A 23,730-nucleotide genomic window follows, 5' to 3' on the forward strand; every position below is an offset into this window, starting at 1 on the left:
ATCACCTCAGAGGACTGCACCATGACCCGTAAAATCGCACTGATCACCGGCGCCAGCCGCGGCCTGGGTAGAAGCGCCGCGTTGCGTCTGGCCGCCCAAGGCGTGGATATCATCGGCACTTACCACAGCCAGGCGGATGAGGCCCAGGCGGTGGTCGCGCAGATCGAACAATGGGGCGGCCGCGCCGCCATGCTGCAACTGGATGTGAGCCAGAGCGCGAGCTTCGACGCGTTCGTCGAGGAAGTGGCCGGCGTGCTCAAGCGTGTTTTCGCACGGGATGACTTCGACTTTCTGATCAACAACGCCGGCATCGGCATCCACGCCAGCTTTGCCGAAACCAGCGAAGCGCAGTTCGACCAACTGGTCGCGATTCAATTCAAAGGCCCGTTTTTCCTGACCCAGAAACTGCTGCCGCTGATCCGTGACGGTGGCCGCATCCTCAATATTTCCAGCGGCCTCGCCCGTTTCAGCCTGCCCGGCTATGCCGCGTATGCGGCGATGAAAGGCGCCATGGAAGTGCTGACCCGCTACCAGGCCAAAGAGCTCGGCGCGCGCGGTATCAGCGTGAATATCCTCGCGCCGGGCGCCATCGAAACCGACTTCGGCGGCGGTGCCGTGCGCGACAACGCCAACCTCAACGCGATGGTCGCCAATAACACCGCCCTGGGCCGCGCCGGGTTACCGGATGATATCGGCGGGGCCATTGCCAGCCTGCTGGCGGACGGTAGCCACTGGATCACCGGCCAGCGGATCGAGGCGTCGGGCGGCATGTTTCTGTAAGAGCTTTTCGCGCATCACGTCGTAGCCCCAGTGGTACACGTAGGTGTACGGCAGAAAAAACAGCAACACGCCGATATCGAGGATAAACGCCTGCAGCAGGCTGATGTTCAGCCACGCGGCAATCAACGGCACGCACACCAGGACCAGCCCGCCTTCAAACAGTAAGGCGTGCAGCACCCGGGTCCAGCCGTTGTTGGCCAGTTGCAGGCGTGCCTTGAGGCGGTCGAACAGGCCGTTGAAAATCACGTTCCAGGTCAGCGCCATCAGGCTGATCGCCAGGGTGACCATGCCCATTTCCAGGGCGGGCTTGTCCATGATCCACGCCAGCAACGGCGTGCAGATCAACAACGCCAGGGCCTCGAAACCGATGGCCTGGCACACGCGTTCAGTAATCGACTTGGTAGGGTTCATGACCCGGCTCCGTGAGTGACTGTGGTTGCCATCATTGCGCTTTGTATCGATACTTCATAATCAATAACCATCGATCAAGGCGATAGTCATGGCCTCCCATGAAGTGCTCCAGGCCTTTGTTCAGGCCGCGACCCAAGGCTCGTTTTCGGCGGCGGCGCGCAAGTTGGGCAAGAGCCAATCCACCGTCAGCGCGGCGGTGGCGAGCCTGGAGATTGACCTCGATGTGCTGCTGTTCGACCGCAGCAGCCGCAAGCCAACGCTGACCGCCGCCGGCCATGTGCTGCTGCAACGCGCCGAGCAGGTGCTGGAGGCGAGCAGTCGGCTGGAATTGGCGGCGAGCCAGCTATCCCAGGGGTTGGAGCCGAAGCTGAGTATCGCCATGTCCGATACTTACCAGTCCGACCGATTCGAGATCGCCCTCAGTGCCTTTGAACAGCGCTACCCGGACCTGGAACTGGAATGTTTGATCGCCGAATGCGATGACTTGATCGCCCTGGTGCAAAGCGGCCGGGCGCAGATCGCGTTTATCGAGAAGCAGGAAACCTATCCGCCGGACCTGACCTGTTCACCGGTTGAAGAACGCACGGAAATCGCGCTGTTCGTCTCGCCCAAACACCCGTTGGCGCAGCAGGACAACATCAGCGTCCAGGCCTTGCAACAACACCGGGAACTGCGCCTGGCGAGCATCATCAACCCCAACGAAACCCGGGCAGCCGGACGGGTGTGGTCGGCGCCCAGTTATCTGATGCTGATGGAGATGGCGCAGTTGGGGTTTGGCTGGGCGCCGATTCCGCGCTGGCTGGTGGAGCGTTTTGGCGGTGGCCAGTTGGTCGAACTCAAGGCGCGCAGTTGGCCGCGCTCGGTGGCGGTGGATGCGCTGTGGTCGCGGCAGCATCCGCCGGGGCCGGCGGGGAGTTGGTTGTTGGGCAAGATGCTCGACTGAGCCCGTCCAGGCCATGCCGATCAAACGGTGGGAGGGCTGTGGATAATTGCGGCGCGTCGGTGCCAGCAGGTGCCATTCGCGGATCACCACTCCCGCACGTTCCGCCGCCAGTGACTGCGGCAAACACCCCACTGAAAACCCATTTCGCACGGTGCAAACCCGATAGACTGCGCCCTTCTTTGCAGCCGTTCGGACACTCCGATGCAAACCCGCCTTGTCGCCTACGAGGCGCTGAATGCTGTGCAAATGCAGCAAGTCGGCGCCATCGAAGTTCACCCTGAGCAGTTGCCGTTTTGCGGCGACATGTATTGCGCACTCAACACCCTGCTGGTCAACCCAAGCCCCGGCATCAAGGGCTTCGTGCTGCTGGCCGACGATATTCCCGTGGCCTTCCTTCTGCTCAAGCGCCCGCCGTGCCTGCCCCATTGGGCCGATGCACACAGCGCCACGTTGCACGCGTTACAGGTGGACCGAACCCAGCAGGGCCGGGGATTTGGCAAAGCCTGCTTGCAGGCGCTACCCGAGGCCGCGCTTCAGGCCTGGCCGCAGATCAAGGCGCTGGAGTTGTCGGTGGACACCCACAACGTCGCGGCGATGGGCTTGTACCTCGGGCTTGGCTGGGTGGATCGCGGGGAGGCGTATAAGGCGCGGGTTGGGTATGAGCGCAGGTTGAGTTGGGGGTTTGGTCGGGATGGTCTTGACACACCTTAAATGTAACGTATACATAACCTATCAAATCTAAAGTAATGAATACGCTACATGGACATTTCAGTTATCACCCAACGACTCGGCAAACAAATCCGCTCCATGCGCCTCAATCGTGGCTATAAACAGGTGGACCTGGCAAAGCTGTCGGGAATTACCCGGCAAAAACTGATTGAAATCGAAAAAGGCAGCCTCTCGGTTTCCATCAATGCCTATGCCCGTGTGATTGCGGCGTTGGGCAGCGAGATCAAATTAGTGCCCGTGACCATGCCGACCTTGGAGGAACTGGAGGACTTGTTCAATGAATAGCCCCACTCTGCGCGTTCATACCCCTCAAGGCGAGAGTGGAAGCGTGCGGGTAAGCGCCGACGACTATCTGTTCCGATACAGCGACAAAGCAAAGGCACAAAGCGCAATAAGCCTCTCGATGCCCGTTCGCGTGGATGAGTATCGTCGTAGAGACTTGCACCCCATCTTCCAGATGAATCTGCCGGAAGGTTACGTGCTTGAGCAGTTGCGCAATCGTCTCGCCAAGACGGTGAAAGTCGACCCAATGTTGCTGCTTGCGTTGTCAGGTAGCAGCGCACCCATTGGCCGGGTTTTCGTCTGCTCGGATCAAGTGAGCGAGTTGATCCAACGTAACAGCCCTCCTTCGAGTGGCGAGAACCTCGACGAGATTCTCGCCTGGGACGGCACGGAAGATCTGTTCGCTGACCTGGTGGATCGCTACATCTTGCGAGCAGGCATTTCTGGCGTACAACCCAAAGTACTGGTGCCCGAAAAACGTCAAACGCCCGAGCAGAGAGTCACCTCGAAAACCAATGACCTGATTATCAAGAGCGGGCGCGACGAGTTTCCGGGGTTGGCCATCAATGAGTACCTGTGCATGTCCATCGCCAGGGATGCAGGCATACCCACACCACCGTTTTACCTGTCGCAGAACCAGAAACTCTTCATCATGCGACGCTTTGATCGGGACGAGCAGCTCAACCCACTGGGCTTCGAAGATATGACCACGCTGATGGGCCTGTCTGCCGAGCAAAAATACACCAAGAGCTACGGCGCTATGGCCAAGGCTGTGCGTGTCTTCTGTTCACCTGCCCATCAACGCAGCTCGCTCGACCAATTATTCGACAGCGTGGCGCTCAGTTGCATAGTGGGCAACGGTGATGCGCATCTGAAGAATTTCGGCGTGCTCTACAACGACCCGGTCAACGCCGATACACGGCTAGCACCGGCTTACGACATTGTGAATACCACGGCGTACATTCCCGACGACACGCTCGCATTGGACATGGTCGGCAACAAGTCCTTTTTCGCTTCACGTCTGGGCATCCTCGAGTTTGCAAGAACCTGCGAAGTCGAAAAGCCTGAAGAACGTATTCAAGCACTGCTGCAAACCCTTGAGATCGTGCTTAAGCGTGAAGACGATTACTGCCGATTAGCACCTGATGTTGCGAAAGCCATACGGCAATCCTCTCAGGGCTACCAACTGAGTTTTGGCGGTTGAACACAACCTTCGTCATTCGCGATTGCAGCCCCTCGCAGGAGCGAGCGACGCCAGGTTCTTGCTCGCGCCTAAAGTGGGAGCCCCTATTCAGGCGCTACCGGCAACCAGACCTCTACAGTGCCGAGGCCTTTACTTACATCAAAATCCGCGCTGTACCGCTCAAAATCCGGGCCGGCGATTGTGTAGCCGGAGTGCGGCAACCATTCGAACATGATCCGCTCGTAGGTCTGCGGTAACGCCTGTACCGGGCCGTAGTGCGGGAATACGGCGTAGCGATGCGCCGGGATTTCGATGGACTTAAAATTACTCGGCGCATCGCCCTTGGCCGGTACTTCAACCCCGGCGAGGTAGTCGAACTCATCGTGTTTCGGGTTATGGCAAACCCCGTAGGTAAAACCGCCTACACGCTTTTTGATGTATTTGACGCTCTCGTCAAACACCCCCCACAACTTGGGAATATCCCCCACGGTGGCCTTTGAATAGCGCCCCTGCACCCCAGCGATCACCAGGGCCTTGCCCTCTTCCATGCGCGGCTCTAACGGTTGTTGTGTCTGCTGATCCATCTGAACAGTCTCCTTCTTATGAGGGAACAAACCCGTATCGAGTATAGGGGTATATCCAGACTGCACTCCATGTAGAATTTTTTCCTACGTATCTGGACAACTGGCCATCATCGACCGTATTGTCTGCCCGCAGGCCACCGCAGTGGCCGACGTCGCTCGGACGGTTCCGGGCGCTTACGTACTCTCGAGGCAACAATGGCCGACCAAGGTTCGCCGCGCCGCTTTGCGCGCATAGATCGACTCCCCCCCTACGTTTTCAATATCACTGCCGAGCTGAAGATGGCTGCGCGTCGGCGCGGCGAAGACATCATCGACTTGAGCATGGGTAACCCTGACGGCCCGACTCCACCGCACATCGTGGAGAAAATGGTCACCGTCGCCCAGCGTGAAGACACCCACGGTTACTCCACCTCCAAGGGCATTCCGCGCCTGCGCCGGGCGATTTCGCGCTGGTACAAAGACCGTTATGAAGTGGATATCGACCCCGAGTCGGAAGCCATCGTCACCATCGGTTCCAAGGAAGGCCTGGCGCACTTGATGCTGGCCACCCTGGACCAGGGCGACACCGTGCTGGTGCCCAACCCGAGCTACCCGATTCATATCTACGGTGCCGTGATTGCCGGCGCCCAGGTGCGTTCGGTGCCGTTGATTCCGGGCGTGGACTTTTTCGCCGAGCTGGAACGGGCGATTCGCGGTTCGATCCCCAAGCCGAAGATGATGATCCTGGGGTTCCCGTCCAACCCGACCGCGCAGTGCGTGGAGCTGGATTTCTTCGAGCGGGTGATCGCCCTGGCCAAGCAGTACGACGTGCTGGTGGTGCATGACCTGGCCTACGCCGACATCGTCTACGACGGCTGGAAAGCCCCGTCGATCATGCAGGTGCCGGGCGCCAAGGACATTGCGGTGGAGTTCTTCACCCTGTCCAAAAGCTACAACATGGCTGGCTGGCGCATTGGTTTCATGGTGGGCAATGCGGAACTGGTCAACGCCCTGGCGCGGATCAAGAGTTACCACGACTACGGCACCTTCACCCCGCTGCAAGTGGCGGCGATTGCCGCACTGGAAGGCGACCAACAGTGCGTGAAAGACATCGCCGAGCAGTACCGCCAGCGCCGCAATGTGCTGGTCAAGGGCCTGCATGAACTGGGCTGGATGGTGGAGAATCCCAAGGCGTCGATGTACGTCTGGGCGAAGATTCCCGAGGCGTATGCCGCCATGGGTTCGCTGGAATTTGCCAAGAAGCTGCTGCTCGAAGCCAAGGTCTGCGTATCGCCAGGGGTTGGCTTTGGTGAATATGGCGACGACCATGTGCGCTTTGCACTGATCGAGAACCAGGACCGGATTCGCCAGGCGGTGCGCGGGATTCGCGGGATGTTCCGGGCGGATGGGCTCTTACCAAAAACCGGCGTCTAACTCGGTCAAACATGTGGGAGGGGGCTTGCCCCCTCCCACATTTGCATTGGGTTTACACCCTTGCCTTATGGTGTGTCTGTCACACCACCAACGACAGCAACATGATGAAAATCAGCGCCACCACCGACAGAATGGTCTCCATCGCCGTCCAGGTCTTGAACGTCTCGGCCACAGTCATGTTGAAGTACTGCTTCACCAGCCAGAACCCCGCATCGTTGACGTGAGACAAAATCAACGACCCCGCCCCCGTCGCCAACACCAGTAGCTCGCGGTTAACCCCCGGAATCATCCCCACCACCGGCACCACGATGCCTGCGCCAGTGATGGTCGCGACCGTCGCCGAACCGGTGGCAATACGAATCACCGCCGCCACCAGCCACGCCAGCAGGATCGGGTTGATCTGCGCGTTCACCGCCATATGGCCGATCACGTCGCCCACGCCGCTGGTCACCAGCATCTGTTTGAAACCACCACCGGCACCAATGATCAGGATGATCGCGGCAGTTGGCGCCAGGCTGGCGTCGAGCAGCTTGAGGATTTGCTTGGAGTGGATGCCCTGGCGATGGCCAAAGGTGTACAGCGACAGCAACAACGCGAGCAGCAGGGCGCTGATCGGGTGACCGATCATGTCCATCCAGTTGCGCACCACATGACCGTCGGCCAAGGCGATGTCGGCGAAGGTTTTGAGCAGCATCAGGAACACCGGCAGCAGCACGGTGATCAGGGTGATGCTGAAGCTCGGCAGCGTCTTGTGCTCCGACTCGCGGGCGAGTTGGTCAACCAGTTCCTGGGACGGATTGCCCGGGATGTACTTGGCGATGAACGTACCGAAGATCGGGCCGGCGATGATGGCGGTCGGCAGCGCGACGATCAGGCCGTACAGAATGGTCTTGCCGATGTCCGCGCCAAACACGCCGATGGCCAGCAGCGGCCCCGGGTGCGGTGGCACCAGGCCGTGGACCGCCGACAGGCCGGCAAGCAACGGGATGCCGATCTTGATCAGCGACACGCCAGTGCGGCGCGCGACGATAAACACCAGCGGGATCAGCAACACAAAGCCGATCTCGAAGAACAGCGGAATGCCTACCAGGAACGCGGCGAACATCATTGCCCACTGGACCTTTTCCTTGCCGAAGGCGCGGATCAGGGTCTGGGCGATCTGATCGGCACCGCCGGATTCGGCCATCATCTTGCCGAGCATCGTACCCAGCGCGAGGATGATGCCGACAAAGCCGAGCACCCCGCCGAAGCCGTCCTGGAAGGCCTTGATGATCTTGTCCACCGGCATGCCCGAGGTCAGGCCGAGGAAGCCTGCGGCGATGATCAACGCGATAAACGGGTGAACCTTGAACTTGGTGATCAAAAAGATCAGACCAATGATAGTGACCACTGCATCAAGCAGCAGGTAGGACTCGTGGGACATGCCAAACATGGGGGGTCTCTCCTGTTTGTTGTTGTTATTAAAGCCAGTGTTGAATTTGTCGCCAGGGATAGCGCTATCTTATCCGGCAAAAAATTAACGAGTAGGTTCAAAACCGTGTTTGAGCCACCAGGCATGGGTTTGCTCGGCCAACGCCTTGACGCTGTCTTCGCTGGCATTGAGGGCCAGGGTCAGCGGCTCGCCGACGGGCGATTCAAGGGTGGCGAACTGGCTGTCGATCAGGCTGGCCGGCATGAAATGGCCGGGGCGATGGGACACACGGTCGGCGGCGACTTCGCGGCTCAGCTCCAGAAATACAAAGCCCAGGCCCGGCGCAGCTTCGCGCAGGTGGTCGCGGTATTTCTTTTTCAGCGCGGAACAGGTGAGCACCGGGTGTTCACCGGCCTTGAGCGAACGGCGCAATTCATCGCACAGGATGTCGAGCCAGCCGGCGCGGTCGTTGTCGTCGAGGGGGTGGCCGGCGCTCATTTTTTCGATGTTCGCGGCGGGGTGAAAGCTGTCGCCTTCAATGGCCGTGGCACCGTTCAGGCGGCAGAGGGCCTCGCTGACGCTGGTCTTGCCACAGCCGGCAACACCCATGATAACCAGGGCGGTAACAGGTTGACTCATGAAACACCTCAGGACGCAGATAGCGCTACCTTTGCACGCTGTAAGGCTAGTGCAAAAACAGGCTTTTCCCGCGCCGTCTTGTCTTTTTTTATGGAGTGACGCGTGCATCTGCTCCAAGCGTTTGAACCGGATCAGGCAACCCAGCACTCAAGCATTTGCAGCCGTTTGGAGACAGCGCTACCTTAGTGCCTCGATTTTTGTTTGGCAAGCCGCCTGATGACCTCCAAGAACGATAAAAATACGCGCACCACGGGTCGTCCGACCCTCAATGAAGTCGCCCGCCTGGCCGGCGTCAGCCCGATTACCGCCTCCCGCGCCTTGCGTGGCATCAGCACCGTGGCCACCGAACTGGTGGAAAAAGTGCAACGGGCCGCCGCCGAGCTGAACTACGTGGTCAACCCCGCCGCCCGCGCCCTGGCCTCGGCCCAGAGCCATTCGGTGGTGGTGCTGGTGCCGTCGCTGTCCAACCTGCTGTTTATCGAAACCCTCGAAGCCATCCATCAGGTGCTGCGGCCCAAGGGCTTTGAAGTACTGATCGGCAACTCCCACTATTCGCGCGACGAAGAAGAGACCCTGCTGCGCAACTACATGGCCTATCAGCCACGGGGTTTGCTGCTGACCGGGTTCGATCGGACCGAAAGCGCGCGACGAATGGTCGAGGCCAGTAATGTGCCGTGCGTGTACATGATGGATCTGGACCCCAACGCGGGCGTGAACTGTGTGGGCTTTTCGCAGTTGGCGGCGGGTGAGACAGCGGCAGCGCATTTGATCTCGCGGGGGCGCAAGCGCCTGGCGTATATCGGCGCGCAACTGGACCAACGCACCTTGCTGCGCGGCGAAGGCTTCCGGCGTGCGCTGCAACAGGCCGGCCTGTACGACCCGGCGTTGGAACTGTTGACGCCACGCCCCTCCTCCGTGGGCCTGGGCGGCGAACTGTTCCTGCAGTTGCTGGCGGCGCATCCGGATGTGGATGCGATCTTCTTCGGCAACGACGACCTGGCCCAGGGTGCGCTGCTCGAAGCCCTGCGTCACGGCATCAACGTACCGGCGCGCGTGGCCGTGCTGGGTTTCAACGACCTGCCAGCGTCCTCGTTCATGGTGCCGCGCCTGAGTAGCATCAGCACGCCACGCGAAGCCATTGGTCGGCGCGCGGCGGAGCATTTGCTGACGATCATGGCGGGTAACAAGATCGCCAAGCCGGTGGTGGATATGGGATTTGAGTTGCAGGTGCGGGAAAGTACGTAGGACGCTTGTAGGACGCGACTGGCATTGCGCAAAGCGCCTTGCCTGCTCCCACCGTTTGACCGTGCGCGCTTAACATCCTCGCCGTCATCCCCCTCCCCTGCTAGATTGACTGTTCTCCACTGCCAGGGAAGCACCATGGGACACTCACTGAAAATCTTGGGGCGCGCCTCTTCCATCAACGTGCGCAAAGTGCTCTGGACCTGCCAGGAACTGGGCATCGACTACGTGCGCGAAGACTGGGGCATCGGCTTCAAGCCGACCCAATCCGCCGAATTCCTTGCCCTGAACCCCAACGCCCAAGTGCCGGTGCTGATCGACGACCATGGCGTGTTGTGGGAATCCAACACCATTTGTCGTTACCTCGTCAGCCTCTACCAACGCCACGACCTGCTGCCTCTCGACCCCGCACCCCGCGCCCGGGTCGAACAGTGGATGGACTGGCAAGCCACCGAGCTCAACCCTTCCTGGGGCTATGCCTTCCAGGCCCTGGTGCGCAACAGCCCCGACCATCAGGACCCGCAACGCATCAAAGCCGGCGTACAAGCCTGGAACGACAAGATGGGCCTGCTGGAACAACAGTTGGCAAAGACCGGCGCCTACGTGGCCGGCGACGAATTCACCCTGGCCGATATCCTCATCGGCCTCTCGGTTCATCGCTGGCAGATGACCCCCATGGAACGCCCGCTCTACCCGGCGGTTGCGGCGTATTACCAGCGCCTCGGCCAGCATGCCGGCTTTAAGACCTTCGCCCTCGACGGTCACGACTAAGCCCAAGGACTCAACGTACTGCGCCGCACCGGGACCTGCGACAGCAAAACGCTCGCTTCGTACCGCCCATCGGATACTGCGGCCTACCTGTCAACATTGACAGTAGACGCTACCCGTTACCGACGTTTGACTGACAGCGAAGTGATTGGGCGCTCCCAATTCCTATAACCTCTCAGAGGCATCCGCTCATGGATAACGATCGGTCACGGGCCCTGAAATCGCAGCCTGCAGATGGCTTGGTAACAGCGAACATCAACGATCCCATTGGAAACTTCACATCCGAAGACATCCAATTTCACAGGTTTCCTGAAGCTATTTTTATCGACGCCAAGAGTAATCAAGGCCAGCGGCTGATGAGCTTTCAATTGGCTAACGATATCCAGCCTGGCACATATGATGTTGCCCAAGAAAAAGGCAAGGTTCAGGTCTATTACTACCATGCGCTTGGACCGACCCCATGGACTTACCAGCCCAGCAGCGGGGAATTGCACCTCACGGTGATCGATCCAGAACATCGGCACGTCACTGCGACATTCTCGTTCACCTCTCTACGGGTGCCCGAGGGGGAAGAACCGCTGGAGGTCACCCAAGGCGAGTTGAATCTTACGGGCGCTTAAACCCATCATCGACTGAACCCTTGTGCGATTAGTCAGCGAATGTCCAGGAGTGCCATACGCCACCGGGCGTTGGAAAACATCGCCCATTGACGGCAACGCTTGGCCGTCGACGGGACAATCCTTGCCGCGATGGCCACGTCAGCTCCAGTAAAACCAGGGGGTTGGCACCCGGCATGCTATTTGCTCCAGCTGAGGCACCGAACATTTACACAGGTGACCGATCATGCTGGTTAACAACAACACTCAGGCCTTGTCGACCGTCCAACAGCTCAAGCGCCCCGACATGGACCCCGCCAACGCCGCCGCCAGCACGCTGTACAGCGGCGCCTTGCAAACGGCGCAGCAAAGCGTGACCGTACCGGTTGTGCCGAAAGATCTGGACAAAGCCTCCAGCCGCATCGACGAAGCCTTCGCCAAGACCCGTGTGCAGTTGCAGACCTCAAAGGCGACCACCACGGATGTGCCCGCCGCCGACTCTACCACCAGTTCCGCCCGCGCAGACTTCACCGATTACATGAGCAAAACCCCGGCCGAACGCATTCGCGAACAGTTGCTCAAGGAGCAGGGGTTGACCGAGGCAGAAGTGCAGGCAATGCCGCAGGAAAAACAGGATGCAATCGCCAAGCAAGTGGCTGATCGCGTGAAGCAGCAGCAAGAGCAACAGGTAGCGGCGAAGACGACAGAACCGCAGGCGCAGGCGGTGAAAGAGACCCTGGCCGCGATCTAAGCGATACGGACTTGACGCGAGTTGGCTATCGACAGCTCAGAGCAGGTATGTCCTGCTCTGTGCGGTGAGGCGGGAACAGCTTACAGAGCGTAGGTTTTTAACTCAGTGACCGAACAGCCCTGTCTCGGATTTTTTGGTTTTCTTGTCCGCGCGTTTTTCATCGGCGGTCTTTGCCGGTTTCTTCTTCGCGGCTTTCTTTGAATCCATACCTTTGGCCATGATGCATGCTCCACTTACAGGGGATGTAACATTGGGTATACCACCTATTGCCACACATTAGGCGCTTATAATCCCCGGCCCTTGATAACGCCTGCCTGAACACCATGCCCGAATTGCACATCGAACCGCTGGCAGAGCCCCTGTGGCCGCTGCTGAACAAGTTTTACCGCCACCACGATTCGCCGATGAAGGCACTCAAGGGCGGATGTCTGTGGGTGGCGCGGGACCGCGAGATCGTTGCCGGTTTATGCCTGACGCCGGTGGTGGGCGGGCAATGGCTGACCGGGGTGTTTGTCGACCCGGCCTATCGTGGTCAGGGGCTGGCGGCGCGCTTGATTCGTCGAGCGGTGGCCGATGGGGTGGGTACGGTCTGGCTGATGTGTCATCCGGACCTGGAAGGTTGGTATCAACGCATGGGTTTCACCCAGGATACCGTGCTGCCCCAGTCCCTCAGCGAACGGTTGGTGCGCTACAAGCGCAACAAGCCGATGATCGCGATGGGCTTGGAACGAGCCGTATAACCTCCCCTGGTTGGCGTTGTGTTGTGTCGGGAGGCTAGTCGTCGGCCGTCGGGTCCATGTCGGGGAACATCACCTCAATAAACCCGAACTTGCTGAAATCGGTAATCCGCGACGGGTACAAGCGGCCGATCAGGTGATCGCACTCGTGCTGCACCACCCGCGCATGGAAACCATCGGCAATGCGGATGATCGGCTCGCCCTTGGGGTCGAAGCCTTCGTAGCGGATCTGCTGGTAACGGTCCACCGCGCCGCGCAGGCCGGGCACGGACAGGCAGCCTTCGTAACCCTCTTCCATGAGCGGACTGAGCGGTGTGATCAGCGGGTTGATCAGGATCGTCTGTGCCACAGCCGGGGCATCCGGGTAGCGTTCGCTGCTCTCGAAACCAAATATCACCAGTTGCAGGTCAACGCCGATCTGCGGTGCGGCCAGGCCGACACCGCCGACGTGCTCCATGGTCTGGAACATGTCATCGATCAGTTGCCACAGCTCAGGGCTGTCGAACATTTCCGGCGGGACCGGCGGGGCGATACGCAGTAGGCGCTCGTCGCCCATTTTCAGGATTTCACGGATCATCGATCAGACTTCGTCGGGAGTGGGCTTGGAATGGTCCCGGCCAAGGCCGGAGACGTGCTTTTTTTCACCTGCGTGGGTGTTTTCATCGAAGGTCTTTTCCCCTGGATCCTTGCCTTCGGCCGACATGTGCTCGATCACGGCATTCATCTCCGCCCCCAGCAACAGCACGGCGGCGGAAATATAGAAGTACAGGAGCAAAACAATGATCGCGCCGATGCTGCCATACATGGCGTTGTAGTCGGCGAAGGTTTTGACGTAGTAGCCAAAGCCCAGGGACGCAACGATCCACACCACCACCGCCAGCACCGAGCCTGGAGTGATGAAGCGGAATTTCTGCTGCACGTCGGGCATCACGTAATACATGAGAGCCACAGCGAACATCAGCAGGATCACAATCAGCGGCCAACGCAGGATGGTCCACAGCGTGACCACGAATTCCTGCATGCCGATCTGCCCTGCCAGCCATTCCATGACCTGCGGGCCGAGCACCATCAGCGCGGCGGCGGCGAGCAACATGCCGGCGATGCCGACGGTGTAGAAAACCGACAGTGGGAAACGCTTCCAGATCGGTCGCCCTTCGACCACGTCGTAGGCGGCGTTCATCGCGCTCATCATCAGGCGCACACCGGCCGACGCGGTCCACAGGGCAATCACGATACCCACCGAGAGCAGGCCGCCCTTGGACTGCTGCAACTGGTCGATCACCGGGTTGACCTGCTCCAGGGCCTGGGGCGGCAACACCAGCTCCGACTGCAGGCGCAGCCAGGTGAAGAAGTCCGGTAAATGCAGGAAACCGATCAACGCAATGAGGAACAGCAGGAACGGAAACAAGGAAAACAGCATCTGGTAGGCCAGCGCCGAGGCGTAGGTGGACATCTCGTCGTTGACGAACTCCGTGACCGTGCGCACCAGCACTTTGTGCAGCTTGAGACCATCGAGTACCGGAAAAATCATAGCGTCTCCTTTCGCCGCAAAAAGATCAGGTTCATGGGCGACTCAGGGGCCGTTTTCTACATCAAGGTAGCCTATTTGGCGACCTTGAAACAATTTCGAAAGATTAACCGCATCAGGTGACACAAAAACGGCCATCCGTGGATGGCCGTCGGGCTGGATGAACTCAGCCAGCGATCGAGGATCACTTGATCGCTTTCTTCACCGCATCCTTGGCATCGCCTACGGCTTTCTGCACTTCGCCTTTCTTTTCCTGGACCACACCTTCAGCGCGCAACTTGTCGTTGCCGGTCACTTTGCCAATACCTTGCTTGATGTTGCCGACAGCTTCGTTCGCGACGCCTTTTACCTTATCCGATGTACTGCTCATGGTATTTCTCCTGGAACAATCGAGGGGTTTTGGTCATTACGTAGAGATTGACCCGAGGCTGTTCGGCAGAGTTTCAATTATTTTGTGCGCGCATTTCACCGCCGGCAGCAGGTTTGGCTTTATGTTTTGCGGCCAACCCACGAGAATGCGCGGCACATTCAGGCTACAACGCTGAATAACAGATCCCGTAGGAAGGTTATGAAACTCAATAAAGCACAGGCCATCGCCCGCAGAAACCAGGAACTGGGCGGTGCCGTACTCGGCGTCAACAACTGCCACTTCACCGACCTGGACCGCAAACGCAACATCTGGTGGTTCGACCTGCCGGTGGCACGGATCGCGGTGGGCCAGTACGAGTGGATTCACTTGTTGCTGCACAACGCCGAGACTGACCAGTTGCTGCACCTGAAGGTGCCGACGGTGTTCCTGCGTGAAAAGCTCGAAGGCCTGGTGGTGCGCAATGCCGGCAAGCGCAAGCCGGAAATCACGCTGGAACTGAGCGCGGACAAGGACTCGTTCTTGAAGGACGTGCGCCCAGCCGGTGCGGGCGTGAGCTTCGCGCAGCTTGCCCTCTAAGCACTGTATTTCAAATGTGGGAGGGGGCTTGCCCCCTCCCACATTTGGGCCGGGTTACTTTTTCAGGCCCAGCTTCTTCAGCTCTTCATCGCGCAACTCTCGACGCAGGATCTTACCCACGTTGGTGATCGGCAAGACATCACGGAATTCAACGGCCTTGGGCACCTTGTAGCCGGTGACGTTAGCGCGCATATGCTCCATCACCTGGTCCTTGGTCAGGGTGGCACCTGGCTTGACCACGATGAAGATCTTGATGTGCTCCCCGGACTTCTCGTCCGGCACACCGATGGCAGCGCATTGCAGCACGCCCGGCAGCGTCGCCAGCACATCTTCCAGTTCGTTGGGGTAGACGTTGAAACCGGAGACCAGAATCATGTCTTTCTTGCGGTCGACAATGCGCATGTAGCCATCCGGCTGGATGATCGCAATGTCACCGGTCTTCAACCAACCTTCGCTGTCGAGGATCTCGGCAGTGGCATCTTCGCGCTGCCAATAGCCCTTCATGACCTGCGGGCCTTTGACGCACAGCTCGCCGACCTCGCCCAGGCCCAGCTCGGCGCCGTCGTCGGTGATGACTTTGCACAAGGTCGACGGCACCGGAATGCCGATGGTGCCGATCTGGATCTTCTGGATCGGGTTGACCGTCGCCACCGGGCTGGTCTCAGTCATGCCGTAGCCTTCGCAGATGTCGCAGCCGGTCACGGCTTTCCAGCGCTCGGCCGCCGCCAGTTGCAGGGCCATGCCGCCCGACAGGGTGACTTTCAACCCAGAAAAGTCCAGCTTGCGGAAGCCTTCGTTGTTGCACAGCGCGACGAACAGCGTGTTCAGGCCGACAAAACCGCTGAACTTCCACTTCGACAGTTCCTTGACCATCGCCGGCAGGTCACGCGGGTTGCTGATCAGGATGTTGTGGTTGCCGATCAGCATCATCGCCATGCAATGGAAGGTGAACGCATAGATGTGGTACAGCGGCAGCGGGGTGATCAGGATCTCGCAGCCTTCGTTGAGGTTGGAGCCCATCAGCGCCTTGCACTGCAGCATGTTGGCCACCAGGTTACGGTGGGTCAGCATCGCCCCCTTGGCCACGCCGGTGGTGCCGCCGGTGTATTGCAGCACCGCCACGTCGCTGCTGGCCGGGCTGACGTCATTGACCGGTTGGCCGTGCCCCTTGGCCAGCACGTCGTTGAACTTGATCGACTTGGGCAAGTGATAGGCCGGGACCATTTTCTTCACGTACTTGATGACGCTGTTGATCAGCAGGCGCTTGAGCGGCGGCAGCAGGTCGGCGACTTCGGTGACGATCACGTGTTTGACGGCGGTCTTGGGCACGACTTTTTCAGCCAGGTGCGCCATGTTGGCCAGGCAGACCAGAGCCTTGGCCCCGGAGTCATTGAATTGGTGTTCCATTTCCCGCGCGGTGTACAGCGGGTTGGTGTTGACCACGATCAGGCCGGCACGGATGGCGCCGAACACAGCGACCGGGTATTGCAGGACGTTGGGCAGTTGCACGGCGATTCGATCGCCGGGCTTCAAATCGGTATGCTGTTGCAGGTACGCAGCGAAAGCGCCGGACAATTCGTACAACTCACCGTAGGTGATTGTCTTGCCCAGGTTGCTGAAAGCCGGTTTGTTGGCGAAGCGCTGGCAGGACTGTTTCAGTACCGCCTGAATATTTGGATACTCGTCTGGATTGATGTCTGCAGCAATCCCGGCGGGGTACTTATCCTTCCAAAAGTCTACGTTCATGGAAGCCCACTCCTCAGCGACGCGAATTCATCATCGCATTTGATGCGATTATTATTGGTGTGTGTTTTTTAGGTGAGTCTGGCGCGTTTAAGCAGGCCGAGAGGTCACAAAGCGCGCCGAGAGTAGCAGCTTTGCCAAGGGCCGACTAGAGCCAAAAGAGGCCCCTACAGTCATAAACATGACTCATGAATAACTAATAGTCATTTTTAGAGCAAAAATTCTATACGCTTGAAAATGGCTCTAGAACAGGGCTTAACGAGATAAACGCAGACAAATGTGGGAGGGGGCTTGCTCCCGATGGCGGTAAATCAGCCAACACATTTGGTGACTGATTCACTGCCATCGGGAGCAAGCCCCCTCCCACATTGTTGACTGCCTTTCAAATCAGGCGATGTCGCGCAACTCGCGCCGCAGGATCTTGCCCACCGGCGTCATCGGCAACGACTCACGCAACACGATGTGCTTGGGCACTTTGTACCCCGTGAAGTTGGTCTTGCAGTAGCTCTTCAACTCCTCAAGGCTCACGCCTTCGGCACGCGCCACCACAAACAGCTTCACCGCCTCCCCCGTGCGCTCATCCGGTACGCCGATCACTGCGCAGTTGGCCACCGCAGGGTGAGCCATCACCACGTCTTCAATCTCGTTGGGGTACACATTGAAACCCGAGACGATGATCAGGTCCTTCTTGCGATCCACGATGCGTATAAATCCATCCTCGTCGATCACGGCAATATCGCCAGTCTTGAGCCACCCCTCGGCGTCCAGCGCCTCGGCGGTGGCGGCCGGTTGCTGCCAGTAGCCCTTCATCACCTGCGGGCCCTTGATGCACAGCTCGCCGCGCTCGCCCAGGGGCAACTCGACGCCGTCGTCATCGATCACCTTCATCGCCGTACCCGGCACAGGGATGCCCACGGTGCCCAGGCGTGACTTGTTGCCATACGGGTTGGTGCTGGCCACCGGCGACGTTTCCGTCAGGCCATACCCTTCGCCAATCGCACAGCCGGTGAGCTGCTCCCAACGTTCGGCGGTGGCCTTGATCAGCGCCGTGCCACCGGAGTTGGTGAGTTTGAGATGGGAGAAGTCCAGGCTCTTGAAGTCGGGATGGTCCATCAACGCCACAAACAACGTGTTGAGCCCGAGCAAGCCGGTGAAGCGCCAGTTTTTCAGTTCCTTGATAAAGCCCGCGATATCCCGCGGGTTGGTGATCAACACGTTGTGGTTGCCGGAGACCATCATGCACATGCAATTCGCGGTGAATGCATAGATGTGGTAAAGCGGCAGCGGCGCGATCATCACTTCCTGGCCTTCCTTGATCAGCGGGTGGCCATCCTCGCCGGTCTGCGACATGCAGGCGCGCACCTGCTGCATGTTCGCCACCAGATTGCCGTGAGTGAGCATCGCGCCTTTGGCCAAGCCGGTGGTGCCGCCGGTGTATTGCAGCACAGCGATGTCATCGAGAGTCACCGGATGGCGCGTCACGCCCTGCCCTGCGCCCATGCGCAAGGCGCGCTTGAACGACACCGCACGCGGCAAGTGATAGGCCGGGACCATCTTCTTCACTTTGTCGACAAGAGTGTTGACCAGCCAGCCCTTGGCTGCGGGCATGAAGTCGCCCATCTTCGCTTCGATCAGGTAGTCGATCTCGGTGTCGGTGCAGACTTCCTGCACCCGTGAACCGAACAGGTTGAGGTAGACCAGGGCACGAATGCCGGCGTCCTTGAACTGGTGTCGCATCTCCCGCGGGGTGTACAGCGGGTTGGTGTTGACCACGATCAGCCCCGCGCGCAGCGCACCGAACACGGCAATCGGGTAATGCAGCACGTTGGGCATCTGTACCGCGATGCGATCGCCCGGCTTGAGGTCGGTGTGCTGCTGCAGGTAACCGGCGAACGCCGCACTCTGGCGCTCAAGCTCGGCGTAGGTCAGGGTGACGCCCATGCTGCTGAACGCCGGACGGTCGGCAAAGGCCTTGCAGGAACGCTCGAAGACTTCGATCACTGACGTGTAGGCGCTCAGATCGATCTCGTTGGGAACGCCCGCCGCGCGTTTGTCATTCCAGAAATCAGGTTGCATTATTCTTGTCCTCTTACCTGAATGTGCCCAGCCGCTTTTCTGCTGCTATAAAAAGCGGAGCTTCGGGGACGTTAGCAGCTATGGCCAAACAGGCAAATACAGGAAAGAGCGTCATTAATTGCGTGAATCTTCCTACAAGGGTCTGTACTGATCAGACGGCTGTCCGAGGATGAGCTATACACTGCAACGACCCTGAGTAAAGGAAGCGCCATGAACCACACCACTTTCTGGCTGACCGCGAATGACCACAGCCGCCTGTACGTCAATCAATGGCTGCCGGAAGCGCCGCCGAAGGCGTTGATCATGGTGTCTCATGGCATGGCCGAGCACGGCGGACGCTATGTGCGCCTGGCCGAAGCGTTGTGCGGGACGGGCTACGGTGTGTTTGCCCTGGACCAGCGTGGTCATGGCCGCACCGCCGACGAGGGCACCCTGGGCCTGTTCGCCGAGCAGGACGGTTGGAACAAGGTGGTGGGCGACCTGGCCAGCCTCAACCAGCACATCGGCCAGCAGTTGCCGGGAGTGCCGATCATTTTGCTGGGCCACAGCATGGGCAGCTATATCGCCCAGGCCTACCTGCTGCACCACAGTGCCAGCCTGCATGGGGCGGTTCTCAGCGGTTCGAATTTCCAGCCGGTGGCGCTGTACCGCGCCGCGCGGCTGATCGCCCGTGCCGAACGCCTGCGCCAGGGCTTGCGCGGCCGCAGTGCGCTGATTGAGTGCCTGTCGTTCGGCTCGTTCAACCAAGCGTTCAAGCCCAACCGCACGGCTTTCGACTGGCTCAGCCGTGACCCGGATGAAGTCGACCGCTACCTCCACGATCCGCTCTGCGGGTTCCGCTGCACCAACCAACTGTGGTTCGACCTGCTGGGCGGCTTGCAGCAAATCAGCAAAGCGTCCAATCTCGCGCAGATCGATCCGGGCTTGCCCATTCTGGTGATCGGCGGCGAATGTGATCCGGTGAGTGAAGGCAAGCGTCTCAAAAGCCTGGCCCATGCCCTGCGTGAGGCCGGCTGCCAGAACCTGCAACTGAATATCTACCCGCAGGCGCGTCACGAAGTGTTCAACGAAACCAACCGCGACGAAGTCACCGCGGATGTGCTGACGTGGCTCGACCAGGCCCTGACCTTGCGCAGGCCGGCTCGCTGCGAATAATTTTTCGTTTAAAATCAGCCAATTAAATTATCGATTAGCCACAGGATGCACCTTTAGATGACCCAGGTAACCAACACCCCTTACGAAGCCCTCGAAGTCGGCCAGACCGCCAGCTACAGCAAGACCGTCGAAGAGCGCGATATCCAGTTGTTCGCCGCCATGTCCGGCGACCACAACCCCCTGCACCTGGATGCCGAATTTGCCAAGGCGACCATGTTCAAGGAGCGAATTGCCCACGGCATGTTCAGCGGCGCCCTGATCAGTGCGGCCGTTGCCTGTGAGCTGCCTGGGCCGGGCACGATCTATATCGGCCAGCAGATGAGCTTCCAGAAGCCGGTGAAAATCGGCGACACCCTGACCGTGCGTCTGGAAATCCTCGAGAAGCTGCCGAAGTTCCGCGTGCGTATCGCCACCCGCGTGTTCAACCAGCGCGATGAACTGGTGGTGGATGGCGAGGCGGAGATCCTCGCGCCACGCAAGCAACTGGTCGTGACGTTGACCGAACTGCCGGCCATCACCATCGGCTGATCAGCCCCCATAAAAAATCCCCGCATCGGCGGGGATTTTTTATTCAGCGACGACTCACGACTGAGCGCGAGCCTGGTTACGCAGGGCTTTCACTTGATCGTGATTGCGTTGCACGCCGTGGTACTGACGCTCAACCAGGTCACGAATACCCAGCAGGTTGTGCTTGTCGATCTTCTCGATCGCTTCTTTGTAAGCTTTGAGTGCGTGGTCTTCACCGCGCTCGGCTTCGTTCAATACAGCCTCTTCGTCTTTGCCAGTCACCATCGACTTCACATCGACCCAGCCACGGTGCAGGGCGCCGGCAACGCTGCCGGAATTTTCCGGGTCGCCGCCCAGGGCACGCACGGCGGTTTTCAGCTCGGCCGCAGCGGTGGTGCAGTCTGCGGAGCGCTTGGCAAACAGCGCTTTGAGTTCTGGATGCTTGATGTCGTCAGCGCACGCTTTAAAACCTTTTTGACCGTCGATGCTGGTTTCGATCAGGTCGTTCAGTACCGAGATGGACTCTTTATTGATATCAGTCATTTTTCAGTTCCTTATGCCGGTTGAGAAAGGTTGTCTGAATGGTTGCAGCGCCCGTGCCAGGTTTTAAAAAACGACTTTCTCTTTTAATTTCAACATCTTAAAAATATATGAAGGTTCTGTATGTGCGTTATTTGCATGATCTGTCATTTGGTCTTCATGCAGAATGCCTGTATTTTCGAAGACCTCGATGCAAACGCCTGAGCCGTCATGAATCCCGAAAAACTCGAACTGCTGATTACCCGCGAAATGCCCTTCGGCAAATACAAGGGACGGATCATCGCCGACCTGCCTGGCCCCTACCTGAACTGGTTCGCCCGTGAAGGTTTCCCCCACGGCGAGCTGGGCGGGTTGCTGGCATTGATGCAGGAAATTGACCACAACGGCCTGTCCGAACTGCTGGAACCGCTGCGCGCCAAGCACGGCAAACCCGCGCCTCGCCATTAGGAACCCACGCCATGCCATGGAATGCAGCCAACGAACCCCACTGGCAGGCCATCGCCGAGCACTATGAGCTGGAGCCGGGCCCGATCAACCTGGAAAATGGCTACTTCGGGCGCATGAGCCGCGCGGTACAGGCGCAGTACCTTGAGCACGTCGCGTTTATCAACCGCAGTAACGCGGTGCATGTGCGTCAGCGTTTCGAGCAAGGCGAAAACGTCGAGATCCGCCGCCAACTGGCCGAGCTGATCGACGCCGACCCCGAGTCGGTCGCCTTCACCCGCAACGCCACCGAAGCCTTGCAGTCGCTGATCCGCAACTACAACCGCCTGCAGCCTGGCGACCAAGTGCTGATCAGCGACCTGGAGTACGACACGGTCAAGGGCGCCATGCGCTGGTTGGCCAACTACAGGGGAGTGGAAGTGATCGAAATCTCCCACACCCACCCGGCCAGTTTCGACAGTTTGCTGCAAAGCTATCGCGATGCCTTCACCCAATACCCCCGCCTGAAACTGATGGCGTTGACCTACGTGACCCACCGCACCGGCCTGGTCATGCCGGTCGAGGCCATTGCCAAAACGGCGCGCGAACACGCTGTCGATGTGATCCTCGACGGCGCCCACGCCCTCGGCCAGATCGAGTTCAACCTCGCCGAGCTGGGTATCGCCTTCGCCGGCTTCAACCTGCACAAATGGATCGGCGCGCCGCTGACTCTAGGCTTTCTTTACATAGCCACCGAACGCCTGGCAGACATCGACCCGGACATGGGTGAGTTCCACTACCCCGCCACCGACGTGCGCGCCCGCACGCCGTACAGCACGCCGAACTTCCCGGCGCTGATGACCTTGCCGCGGGTATTTGAAGAACACCGCGCATTGGGCGGCGCGGCGGCCAAAGGCGCACGCGTGAATTACCTGCGGGATCTGTGGGTGCGCCAGGTGCGGCCATTACCGGGAATTGAAGTGCTGACCTCGGATGACCCGCGATTGTATTGCGGGATCACGGCGTTCACGTTCATCGGGCGCGATCAGCAAGTGATGGCAGACCGCCTGCTCAGGGACTACAACCTGTTCACCACCACTCGAGTGGGCGCGTCGTTTGGCACCTGTATCCGGGTGACGCCGGGCTTGGTGACGTCCGCGGCGGACATCGATTTACTGGTCAGCGCCATCACCGCACTGAGCGCGGACTAAAAATGTGGGAGGGGGCTTGCCCCCGATAGCAGAGTGACAGTCAGCGAAAATATTGGCTGATAGACCGCTATCGGGGGCAAGCCCCCTCCCACATTTGGATGTGTGTTGGGTTCAAGGTTTTGCGCAGGCAAAAAAAGCGCCACGCCGGCCAAGCGCACCGTAAAGTATCCGGATGACGCTGGGGTGGGTGACATCAACCGCAGACATCCACGCACAGATCAAAGCCATCACCGCACTGAGCGCGGACTAAAAATGTGGGAGGGGGCTTGCCCCCGATAGCAGAGTGTCAGTCAGCGAAAATATTGGCTGATAGACCGCTATCGGGGGCAAGCCCCCTGCCACATTTGGATGTGTGTTGGGTTCAAGGTTTTGCGCAGGCAAAAAAAAGCGGCACACCGACCAAGTGCACCGCAAAAAATGCCGTTAAGCACAGCAACAACGATTCGATAAATCAGCTCAGTCCAGCAGTGCCAGCGCCTCAGCGGTGACTTCCTGGATACGTGCCCAGTCGCCGTTCTTGACCCACTCGGGGTCGAGCATCCAGCTACCGCCCACGCACATCACGTTTTTCAACGCCATGTAGCTCTTGATATTGGCCGGGCTAACGCCGCCGGTCGGGCAGAACTTCACTTCGCCAAACGGGCCGCCCAGGGCTTTGATGGCTGCGACGCCACCGCTGACTTCTGCCGGGAACAGCTTGAAGCGGCGATAACCCAGGCCATAGCCTTCCATGATCCCGGAGGCGTTGCTGATACCCGGCAGCAGCGGGATCGGGCTGTGTACCGAGGCTTCAAGCAGGTCGCGGGTAATGCCGGGGGTGACGATAAATTGCGAGCCGGCAACGGTGGCCGCTTCGAGCATATGGCGATCGAGCACGGTGCCGGCGCCGGTACACAACTCCGGACGCTGCTCGCGCAGGACCTGAATGGCCTTGAGGCCAAACTCGGAACGCAGGGTCACTTCCAATGCGGTCAAACCACCGGCTGCCAGGGCGTCGGCCAGCGGTAGGATGTCCTGTTCGCGGGCGATGGTGATCACTGGCAGTATCCGCGCCTTGGCGCAGAGACTGTCGATCAGGGCAACTTTATCCGCCATGGACACGGTCGATTGAGGGCTTTTCATCGCGGCTGAT

Annotated in this window: 27 protein-coding genes; 16 read left to right on the plus strand and 11 right to left on the minus strand. The window is 59.4% G+C overall.

Features of this window, described 5'->3' with window-relative positions; all coding sequences use genetic code 11:
- Positions 1-21: 21 nt before the first annotated feature.
- The gene (locus J2Y83_RS22245) at positions 22-780 is read left to right on the plus strand and encodes an SDR family NAD(P)-dependent oxidoreductase (protein ID WP_253398336.1); all 759 of its coding nucleotides are present in this window, start codon (positions 22-24) and stop codon (positions 778-780) included.
- Here the strand turns inward: J2Y83_RS22245 and J2Y83_RS22250 are convergent.
- The gene (locus tag J2Y83_RS22250; protein WP_253398338.1) at positions 679-1,191 is read right to left on the minus strand and encodes a multidrug/biocide efflux PACE transporter; all 513 of its coding nucleotides are present in this window, start codon (positions 1,189-1,191) and stop codon (positions 679-681) included. The genes J2Y83_RS22245 and J2Y83_RS22250 overlap by 102 nt on opposite strands.
- An 88-nt stretch (positions 1,192-1,279) precedes the next feature.
- Between J2Y83_RS22250 and J2Y83_RS22255 the strand changes: the two genes are divergently transcribed.
- From J2Y83_RS22255 to J2Y83_RS22270, 4 genes are all read left to right on the plus strand, one after another.
- On the plus strand, positions 1,280-2,134 hold the full coding sequence (locus J2Y83_RS22255) for a LysR family transcriptional regulator (protein WP_253398340.1): 855 nt from the start codon (positions 1,280-1,282) through the stop codon (positions 2,132-2,134).
- 201 nt (positions 2,135-2,335) lie between these two features.
- Positions 2,336-2,845 carry a GNAT family N-acetyltransferase gene (locus J2Y83_RS22260; RefSeq protein WP_253398343.1) on the plus strand — a complete coding sequence of 170 codons (510 nt, stop codon included), beginning with the start codon at positions 2,336-2,338 and terminating at the stop codon, positions 2,843-2,845.
- A gap of 48 nt (positions 2,846-2,893) precedes the next feature.
- Complete coding sequence (locus J2Y83_RS22265) at positions 2,894-3,148, plus strand: helix-turn-helix domain-containing protein (RefSeq protein WP_253398345.1); 255 nt, start codon at positions 2,894-2,896, stop codon at positions 3,146-3,148.
- Positions 3,141-4,349 carry a type II toxin-antitoxin system HipA family toxin gene (locus tag J2Y83_RS22270; protein ID WP_253398347.1) on the plus strand — a complete coding sequence of 403 codons (1,209 nt, stop codon included), beginning with the start codon at positions 3,141-3,143 and terminating at the stop codon, positions 4,347-4,349. Before J2Y83_RS22265 ends, J2Y83_RS22270 begins: the two co-directional genes overlap by 8 nt.
- Before the next feature lie 83 nt (positions 4,350-4,432).
- Here J2Y83_RS22270 and J2Y83_RS22275 read toward each other — a convergent pair whose 3' ends face one another.
- The gene (locus tag J2Y83_RS22275; RefSeq protein ID WP_253398348.1) at positions 4,433-4,912 is read right to left on the minus strand and encodes a GyrI-like domain-containing protein; all 480 of its coding nucleotides are present in this window, start codon (positions 4,910-4,912) and stop codon (positions 4,433-4,435) included.
- Positions 4,913-5,107: 195 nt separating this feature from the next.
- Between J2Y83_RS22275 and alaC the strand changes: the two genes are divergently transcribed.
- Complete coding sequence (alaC, locus tag J2Y83_RS22280) at positions 5,108-6,325, plus strand: alanine transaminase (protein ID WP_253398350.1); 1,218 nt, start codon at positions 5,108-5,110, stop codon at positions 6,323-6,325.
- A 79-nt stretch (positions 6,326-6,404) separates the two neighbouring features.
- Here the strand turns inward: alaC and J2Y83_RS22285 are convergent, their stop codons facing one another.
- Positions 6,405-7,757, minus strand: a complete 1,353-nt coding sequence (locus J2Y83_RS22285; RefSeq protein WP_253398352.1) for a GntP family permease — start codon at positions 7,755-7,757, stop codon at positions 6,405-6,407.
- Between the two features lie 84 nt (positions 7,758-7,841).
- Positions 7,842-8,375 (minus strand): gluconokinase, encoded by a 534-nt coding sequence (locus J2Y83_RS22290; RefSeq protein WP_253398354.1) that lies wholly within the window; start codon positions 8,373-8,375, stop codon positions 7,842-7,844.
- 213 nt (positions 8,376-8,588) lie between these two features.
- Between J2Y83_RS22290 and J2Y83_RS22295 the strand changes: the two genes are divergently transcribed.
- From J2Y83_RS22295 to J2Y83_RS22315, 5 genes are all read left to right on the plus strand, one after another.
- The gene (locus J2Y83_RS22295) at positions 8,589-9,620 is read left to right on the plus strand and encodes a LacI family DNA-binding transcriptional regulator (protein ID WP_253400432.1); all 1,032 of its coding nucleotides are present in this window, start codon (positions 8,589-8,591) and stop codon (positions 9,618-9,620) included.
- Positions 9,621-9,755: 135 nt separating this feature from the next.
- The gene (locus J2Y83_RS22300) at positions 9,756-10,388 is read left to right on the plus strand and encodes a glutathione S-transferase family protein (RefSeq protein ID WP_253398356.1); all 633 of its coding nucleotides are present in this window, start codon (positions 9,756-9,758) and stop codon (positions 10,386-10,388) included.
- A gap of 188 nt (positions 10,389-10,576) precedes the next feature.
- Entirely contained in the window at positions 10,577-11,005 is a 429-nt protein-coding gene (locus tag J2Y83_RS22305; RefSeq protein ID WP_253398358.1) for a hypothetical protein, read from the plus strand.
- Positions 11,006-11,228: 223 nt separating this feature from the next.
- Positions 11,229-11,732 carry a hypothetical protein gene (locus J2Y83_RS22310; RefSeq protein WP_253398360.1) on the plus strand — a complete coding sequence of 168 codons (504 nt, stop codon included), beginning with the start codon at positions 11,229-11,231 and terminating at the stop codon, positions 11,730-11,732.
- 323 nt (positions 11,733-12,055) lie between these two features.
- Positions 12,056-12,472, plus strand: coding sequence for a GNAT family N-acetyltransferase (locus tag J2Y83_RS22315; protein ID WP_253398362.1), 417 nt, complete (start codon positions 12,056-12,058; stop codon positions 12,470-12,472).
- Positions 12,473-12,506: 34 nt separating this feature from the next.
- On the opposite strand, the gene def is transcribed toward J2Y83_RS22315, so the two are convergent.
- From def to J2Y83_RS22330, 3 genes are all read right to left on the minus strand, one after another.
- On the minus strand, positions 12,507-13,046 hold the full coding sequence (gene def, locus J2Y83_RS22320; protein ID WP_253398364.1) for a peptide deformylase: 540 nt from the start codon (positions 13,044-13,046) through the stop codon (positions 12,507-12,509).
- Positions 13,047-13,049: 3 nt separating this feature from the next.
- Positions 13,050-14,000, minus strand: a complete 951-nt coding sequence (locus J2Y83_RS22325) for a YihY/virulence factor BrkB family protein (protein ID WP_253398366.1) — start codon at positions 13,998-14,000, stop codon at positions 13,050-13,052.
- A 181-nt stretch (positions 14,001-14,181) separates the two neighbouring features.
- Positions 14,182-14,367: a CsbD family protein gene (locus J2Y83_RS22330; protein WP_253398368.1), complete on the minus strand. Its 186-nt coding sequence runs from the start codon at positions 14,365-14,367 to the stop codon at positions 14,182-14,184.
- A 198-nt stretch (positions 14,368-14,565) separates the two neighbouring features.
- Here J2Y83_RS22330 and J2Y83_RS22335 point away from each other — a divergent pair, with 198 nt between their 5' ends.
- The gene (locus J2Y83_RS22335; RefSeq protein ID WP_247398473.1) at positions 14,566-14,943 is read left to right on the plus strand and encodes a hypothetical protein; all 378 of its coding nucleotides are present in this window, start codon (positions 14,566-14,568) and stop codon (positions 14,941-14,943) included.
- Positions 14,944-14,997: 54 nt separating this feature from the next.
- On the opposite strand, the gene fadD1 is transcribed toward J2Y83_RS22335, so the two are convergent.
- Positions 14,998-16,689, minus strand: coding sequence for a long-chain-fatty-acid--CoA ligase FadD1 (fadD1, locus tag J2Y83_RS22340; protein ID WP_253398370.1), 1,692 nt, complete (start codon positions 16,687-16,689; stop codon positions 14,998-15,000).
- 384 nt (positions 16,690-17,073) lie between these two features.
- Entirely contained in the window at positions 17,074-18,762 is a 1,689-nt protein-coding gene (gene fadD2, locus J2Y83_RS22345; RefSeq protein ID WP_247398466.1) for a long-chain-fatty-acid--CoA ligase FadD2, read from the minus strand.
- 210 nt (positions 18,763-18,972) lie between these two features.
- Here fadD2 and J2Y83_RS22350 point away from each other — a divergent pair, with 210 nt between their 5' ends.
- Entirely contained in the window at positions 18,973-19,917 is a 945-nt protein-coding gene (locus tag J2Y83_RS22350; RefSeq protein WP_253398372.1) for an alpha/beta hydrolase, read from the plus strand.
- A gap of 57 nt (positions 19,918-19,974) precedes the next feature.
- Positions 19,975-20,445: a MaoC family dehydratase gene (locus J2Y83_RS22355; RefSeq protein ID WP_247407665.1), complete on the plus strand. Its 471-nt coding sequence runs from the start codon at positions 19,975-19,977 to the stop codon at positions 20,443-20,445.
- A 54-nt stretch (positions 20,446-20,499) separates the two neighbouring features.
- Here J2Y83_RS22355 and J2Y83_RS22360 read toward each other — a convergent pair whose 3' ends face one another.
- On the minus strand, positions 20,500-20,967 hold the full coding sequence (locus tag J2Y83_RS22360; RefSeq protein ID WP_253398374.1) for a ferritin-like domain-containing protein: 468 nt from the start codon (positions 20,965-20,967) through the stop codon (positions 20,500-20,502).
- A 207-nt stretch (positions 20,968-21,174) separates the two neighbouring features.
- On the opposite strand from J2Y83_RS22360, the gene J2Y83_RS22365 reads away from it, so the two are divergent.
- A complete protein-coding gene (locus J2Y83_RS22365; RefSeq protein ID WP_003213031.1) occupies positions 21,175-21,411 on the plus strand; it encodes a DUF3820 family protein in 237 nt (78 codons plus the stop codon).
- Between the two features lie 11 nt (positions 21,412-21,422).
- Positions 21,423-22,598: an aminotransferase class V-fold PLP-dependent enzyme gene (locus J2Y83_RS22370; RefSeq protein ID WP_253398376.1), complete on the plus strand. Its 1,176-nt coding sequence runs from the start codon at positions 21,423-21,425 to the stop codon at positions 22,596-22,598.
- A 456-nt stretch (positions 22,599-23,054) separates the two neighbouring features.
- On the opposite strand, the gene J2Y83_RS22375 is transcribed toward J2Y83_RS22370, so the two are convergent.
- Entirely contained in the window at positions 23,055-23,720 is a 666-nt protein-coding gene (locus J2Y83_RS22375) for a bifunctional 4-hydroxy-2-oxoglutarate aldolase/2-dehydro-3-deoxy-phosphogluconate aldolase (RefSeq protein ID WP_253398378.1), read from the minus strand.
- Between the last annotated feature and the right edge of the window lie 10 nt (positions 23,721-23,730).

Source organism: Pseudomonas marginalis (assembly GCF_024169655.1).
Classification (GTDB): domain Bacteria; phylum Pseudomonadota; class Gammaproteobacteria; order Pseudomonadales; family Pseudomonadaceae; genus Aquipseudomonas; species Aquipseudomonas paraveronii.

What these genes read in the sequence shown, in the direction of transcription:
- fadD2 (WP_247398466.1), bottom strand. Translation starts at nt 18,762, where the DNA reads ATGCAACCTGATTTCTGGAATGACAAACGCGCGGCGGGCGTTCCCAAC.
- J2Y83_RS22325 (WP_253398366.1), bottom strand. Translation starts at nt 14,000, where the DNA reads ATGATTTTTCCGGTACTCGATGGTCTCAAGCTGCACAAAGTGCTGGTG.
- J2Y83_RS22300 (WP_253398356.1), top strand. Translation starts at nt 9,756, where the DNA reads ATGGGACACTCACTGAAAATCTTGGGGCGCGCCTCTTCCATCAACGTG.
- alaC (WP_253398350.1), top strand. Translation starts at nt 5,108, where the DNA reads ATGGCCGACCAAGGTTCGCCGCGCCGCTTTGCGCGCATAGATCGACTC.
- J2Y83_RS22335 (WP_247398473.1), top strand. Translation starts at nt 14,566, where the DNA reads ATGAAACTCAATAAAGCACAGGCCATCGCCCGCAGAAACCAGGAACTG.
- J2Y83_RS22275 (WP_253398348.1), bottom strand. Translation starts at nt 4,912, where the DNA reads ATGGATCAGCAGACACAACAACCGTTAGAGCCGCGCATGGAAGAGGGC.
- J2Y83_RS22360 (WP_253398374.1), bottom strand. Translation starts at nt 20,967, where the DNA reads ATGACTGATATCAATAAAGAGTCCATCTCGGTACTGAACGACCTGATC.
- J2Y83_RS22265 (WP_253398345.1), top strand. Translation starts at nt 2,894, where the DNA reads ATGGACATTTCAGTTATCACCCAACGACTCGGCAAACAAATCCGCTCC.
- J2Y83_RS22350 (WP_253398372.1), top strand. Translation starts at nt 18,973, where the DNA reads ATGAACCACACCACTTTCTGGCTGACCGCGAATGACCACAGCCGCCTG.
- J2Y83_RS22285 (WP_253398352.1), bottom strand. Translation starts at nt 7,757, where the DNA reads ATGTTTGGCATGTCCCACGAGTCCTACCTGCTGCTTGATGCAGTGGTC.
- J2Y83_RS22370 (WP_253398376.1), top strand. Translation starts at nt 21,423, where the DNA reads ATGCCATGGAATGCAGCCAACGAACCCCACTGGCAGGCCATCGCCGAG.
- J2Y83_RS22355 (WP_247407665.1), top strand. Translation starts at nt 19,975, where the DNA reads ATGACCCAGGTAACCAACACCCCTTACGAAGCCCTCGAAGTCGGCCAG.
- J2Y83_RS22315 (WP_253398362.1), top strand. Translation starts at nt 12,056, where the DNA reads ATGCCCGAATTGCACATCGAACCGCTGGCAGAGCCCCTGTGGCCGCTG.
- J2Y83_RS22330 (WP_253398368.1), bottom strand. Translation starts at nt 14,367, where the DNA reads ATGAGCAGTACATCGGATAAGGTAAAAGGCGTCGCGAACGAAGCTGTC.
- J2Y83_RS22365 (WP_003213031.1), top strand. Translation starts at nt 21,175, where the DNA reads ATGAATCCCGAAAAACTCGAACTGCTGATTACCCGCGAAATGCCCTTC.
- J2Y83_RS22305 (WP_253398358.1), top strand. Translation starts at nt 10,577, where the DNA reads ATGGATAACGATCGGTCACGGGCCCTGAAATCGCAGCCTGCAGATGGC.
- J2Y83_RS22245 (WP_253398336.1), top strand. Translation starts at nt 22, where the DNA reads ATGACCCGTAAAATCGCACTGATCACCGGCGCCAGCCGCGGCCTGGGT.
- J2Y83_RS22250 (WP_253398338.1), bottom strand. Translation starts at nt 1,191, where the DNA reads ATGAACCCTACCAAGTCGATTACTGAACGCGTGTGCCAGGCCATCGGT.
- J2Y83_RS22310 (WP_253398360.1), top strand. Translation starts at nt 11,229, where the DNA reads ATGCTGGTTAACAACAACACTCAGGCCTTGTCGACCGTCCAACAGCTC.
- J2Y83_RS22255 (WP_253398340.1), top strand. Translation starts at nt 1,280, where the DNA reads ATGGCCTCCCATGAAGTGCTCCAGGCCTTTGTTCAGGCCGCGACCCAA.
- J2Y83_RS22260 (WP_253398343.1), top strand. Translation starts at nt 2,336, where the DNA reads ATGCAAACCCGCCTTGTCGCCTACGAGGCGCTGAATGCTGTGCAAATG.
- fadD1 (WP_253398370.1), bottom strand. Translation starts at nt 16,689, where the DNA reads ATGAACGTAGACTTTTGGAAGGATAAGTACCCCGCCGGGATTGCTGCA.
- J2Y83_RS22375 (WP_253398378.1), bottom strand. Translation starts at nt 23,720, where the DNA reads ATGAAAAGCCCTCAATCGACCGTGTCCATGGCGGATAAAGTTGCCCTG.
- J2Y83_RS22270 (WP_253398347.1), top strand. Translation starts at nt 3,141, where the DNA reads ATGAATAGCCCCACTCTGCGCGTTCATACCCCTCAAGGCGAGAGTGGA.
- def (WP_253398364.1), bottom strand. Translation starts at nt 13,046, where the DNA reads ATGATCCGTGAAATCCTGAAAATGGGCGACGAGCGCCTACTGCGTATC.
- J2Y83_RS22290 (WP_253398354.1), bottom strand. Translation starts at nt 8,375, where the DNA reads ATGAGTCAACCTGTTACCGCCCTGGTTATCATGGGTGTTGCCGGCTGT.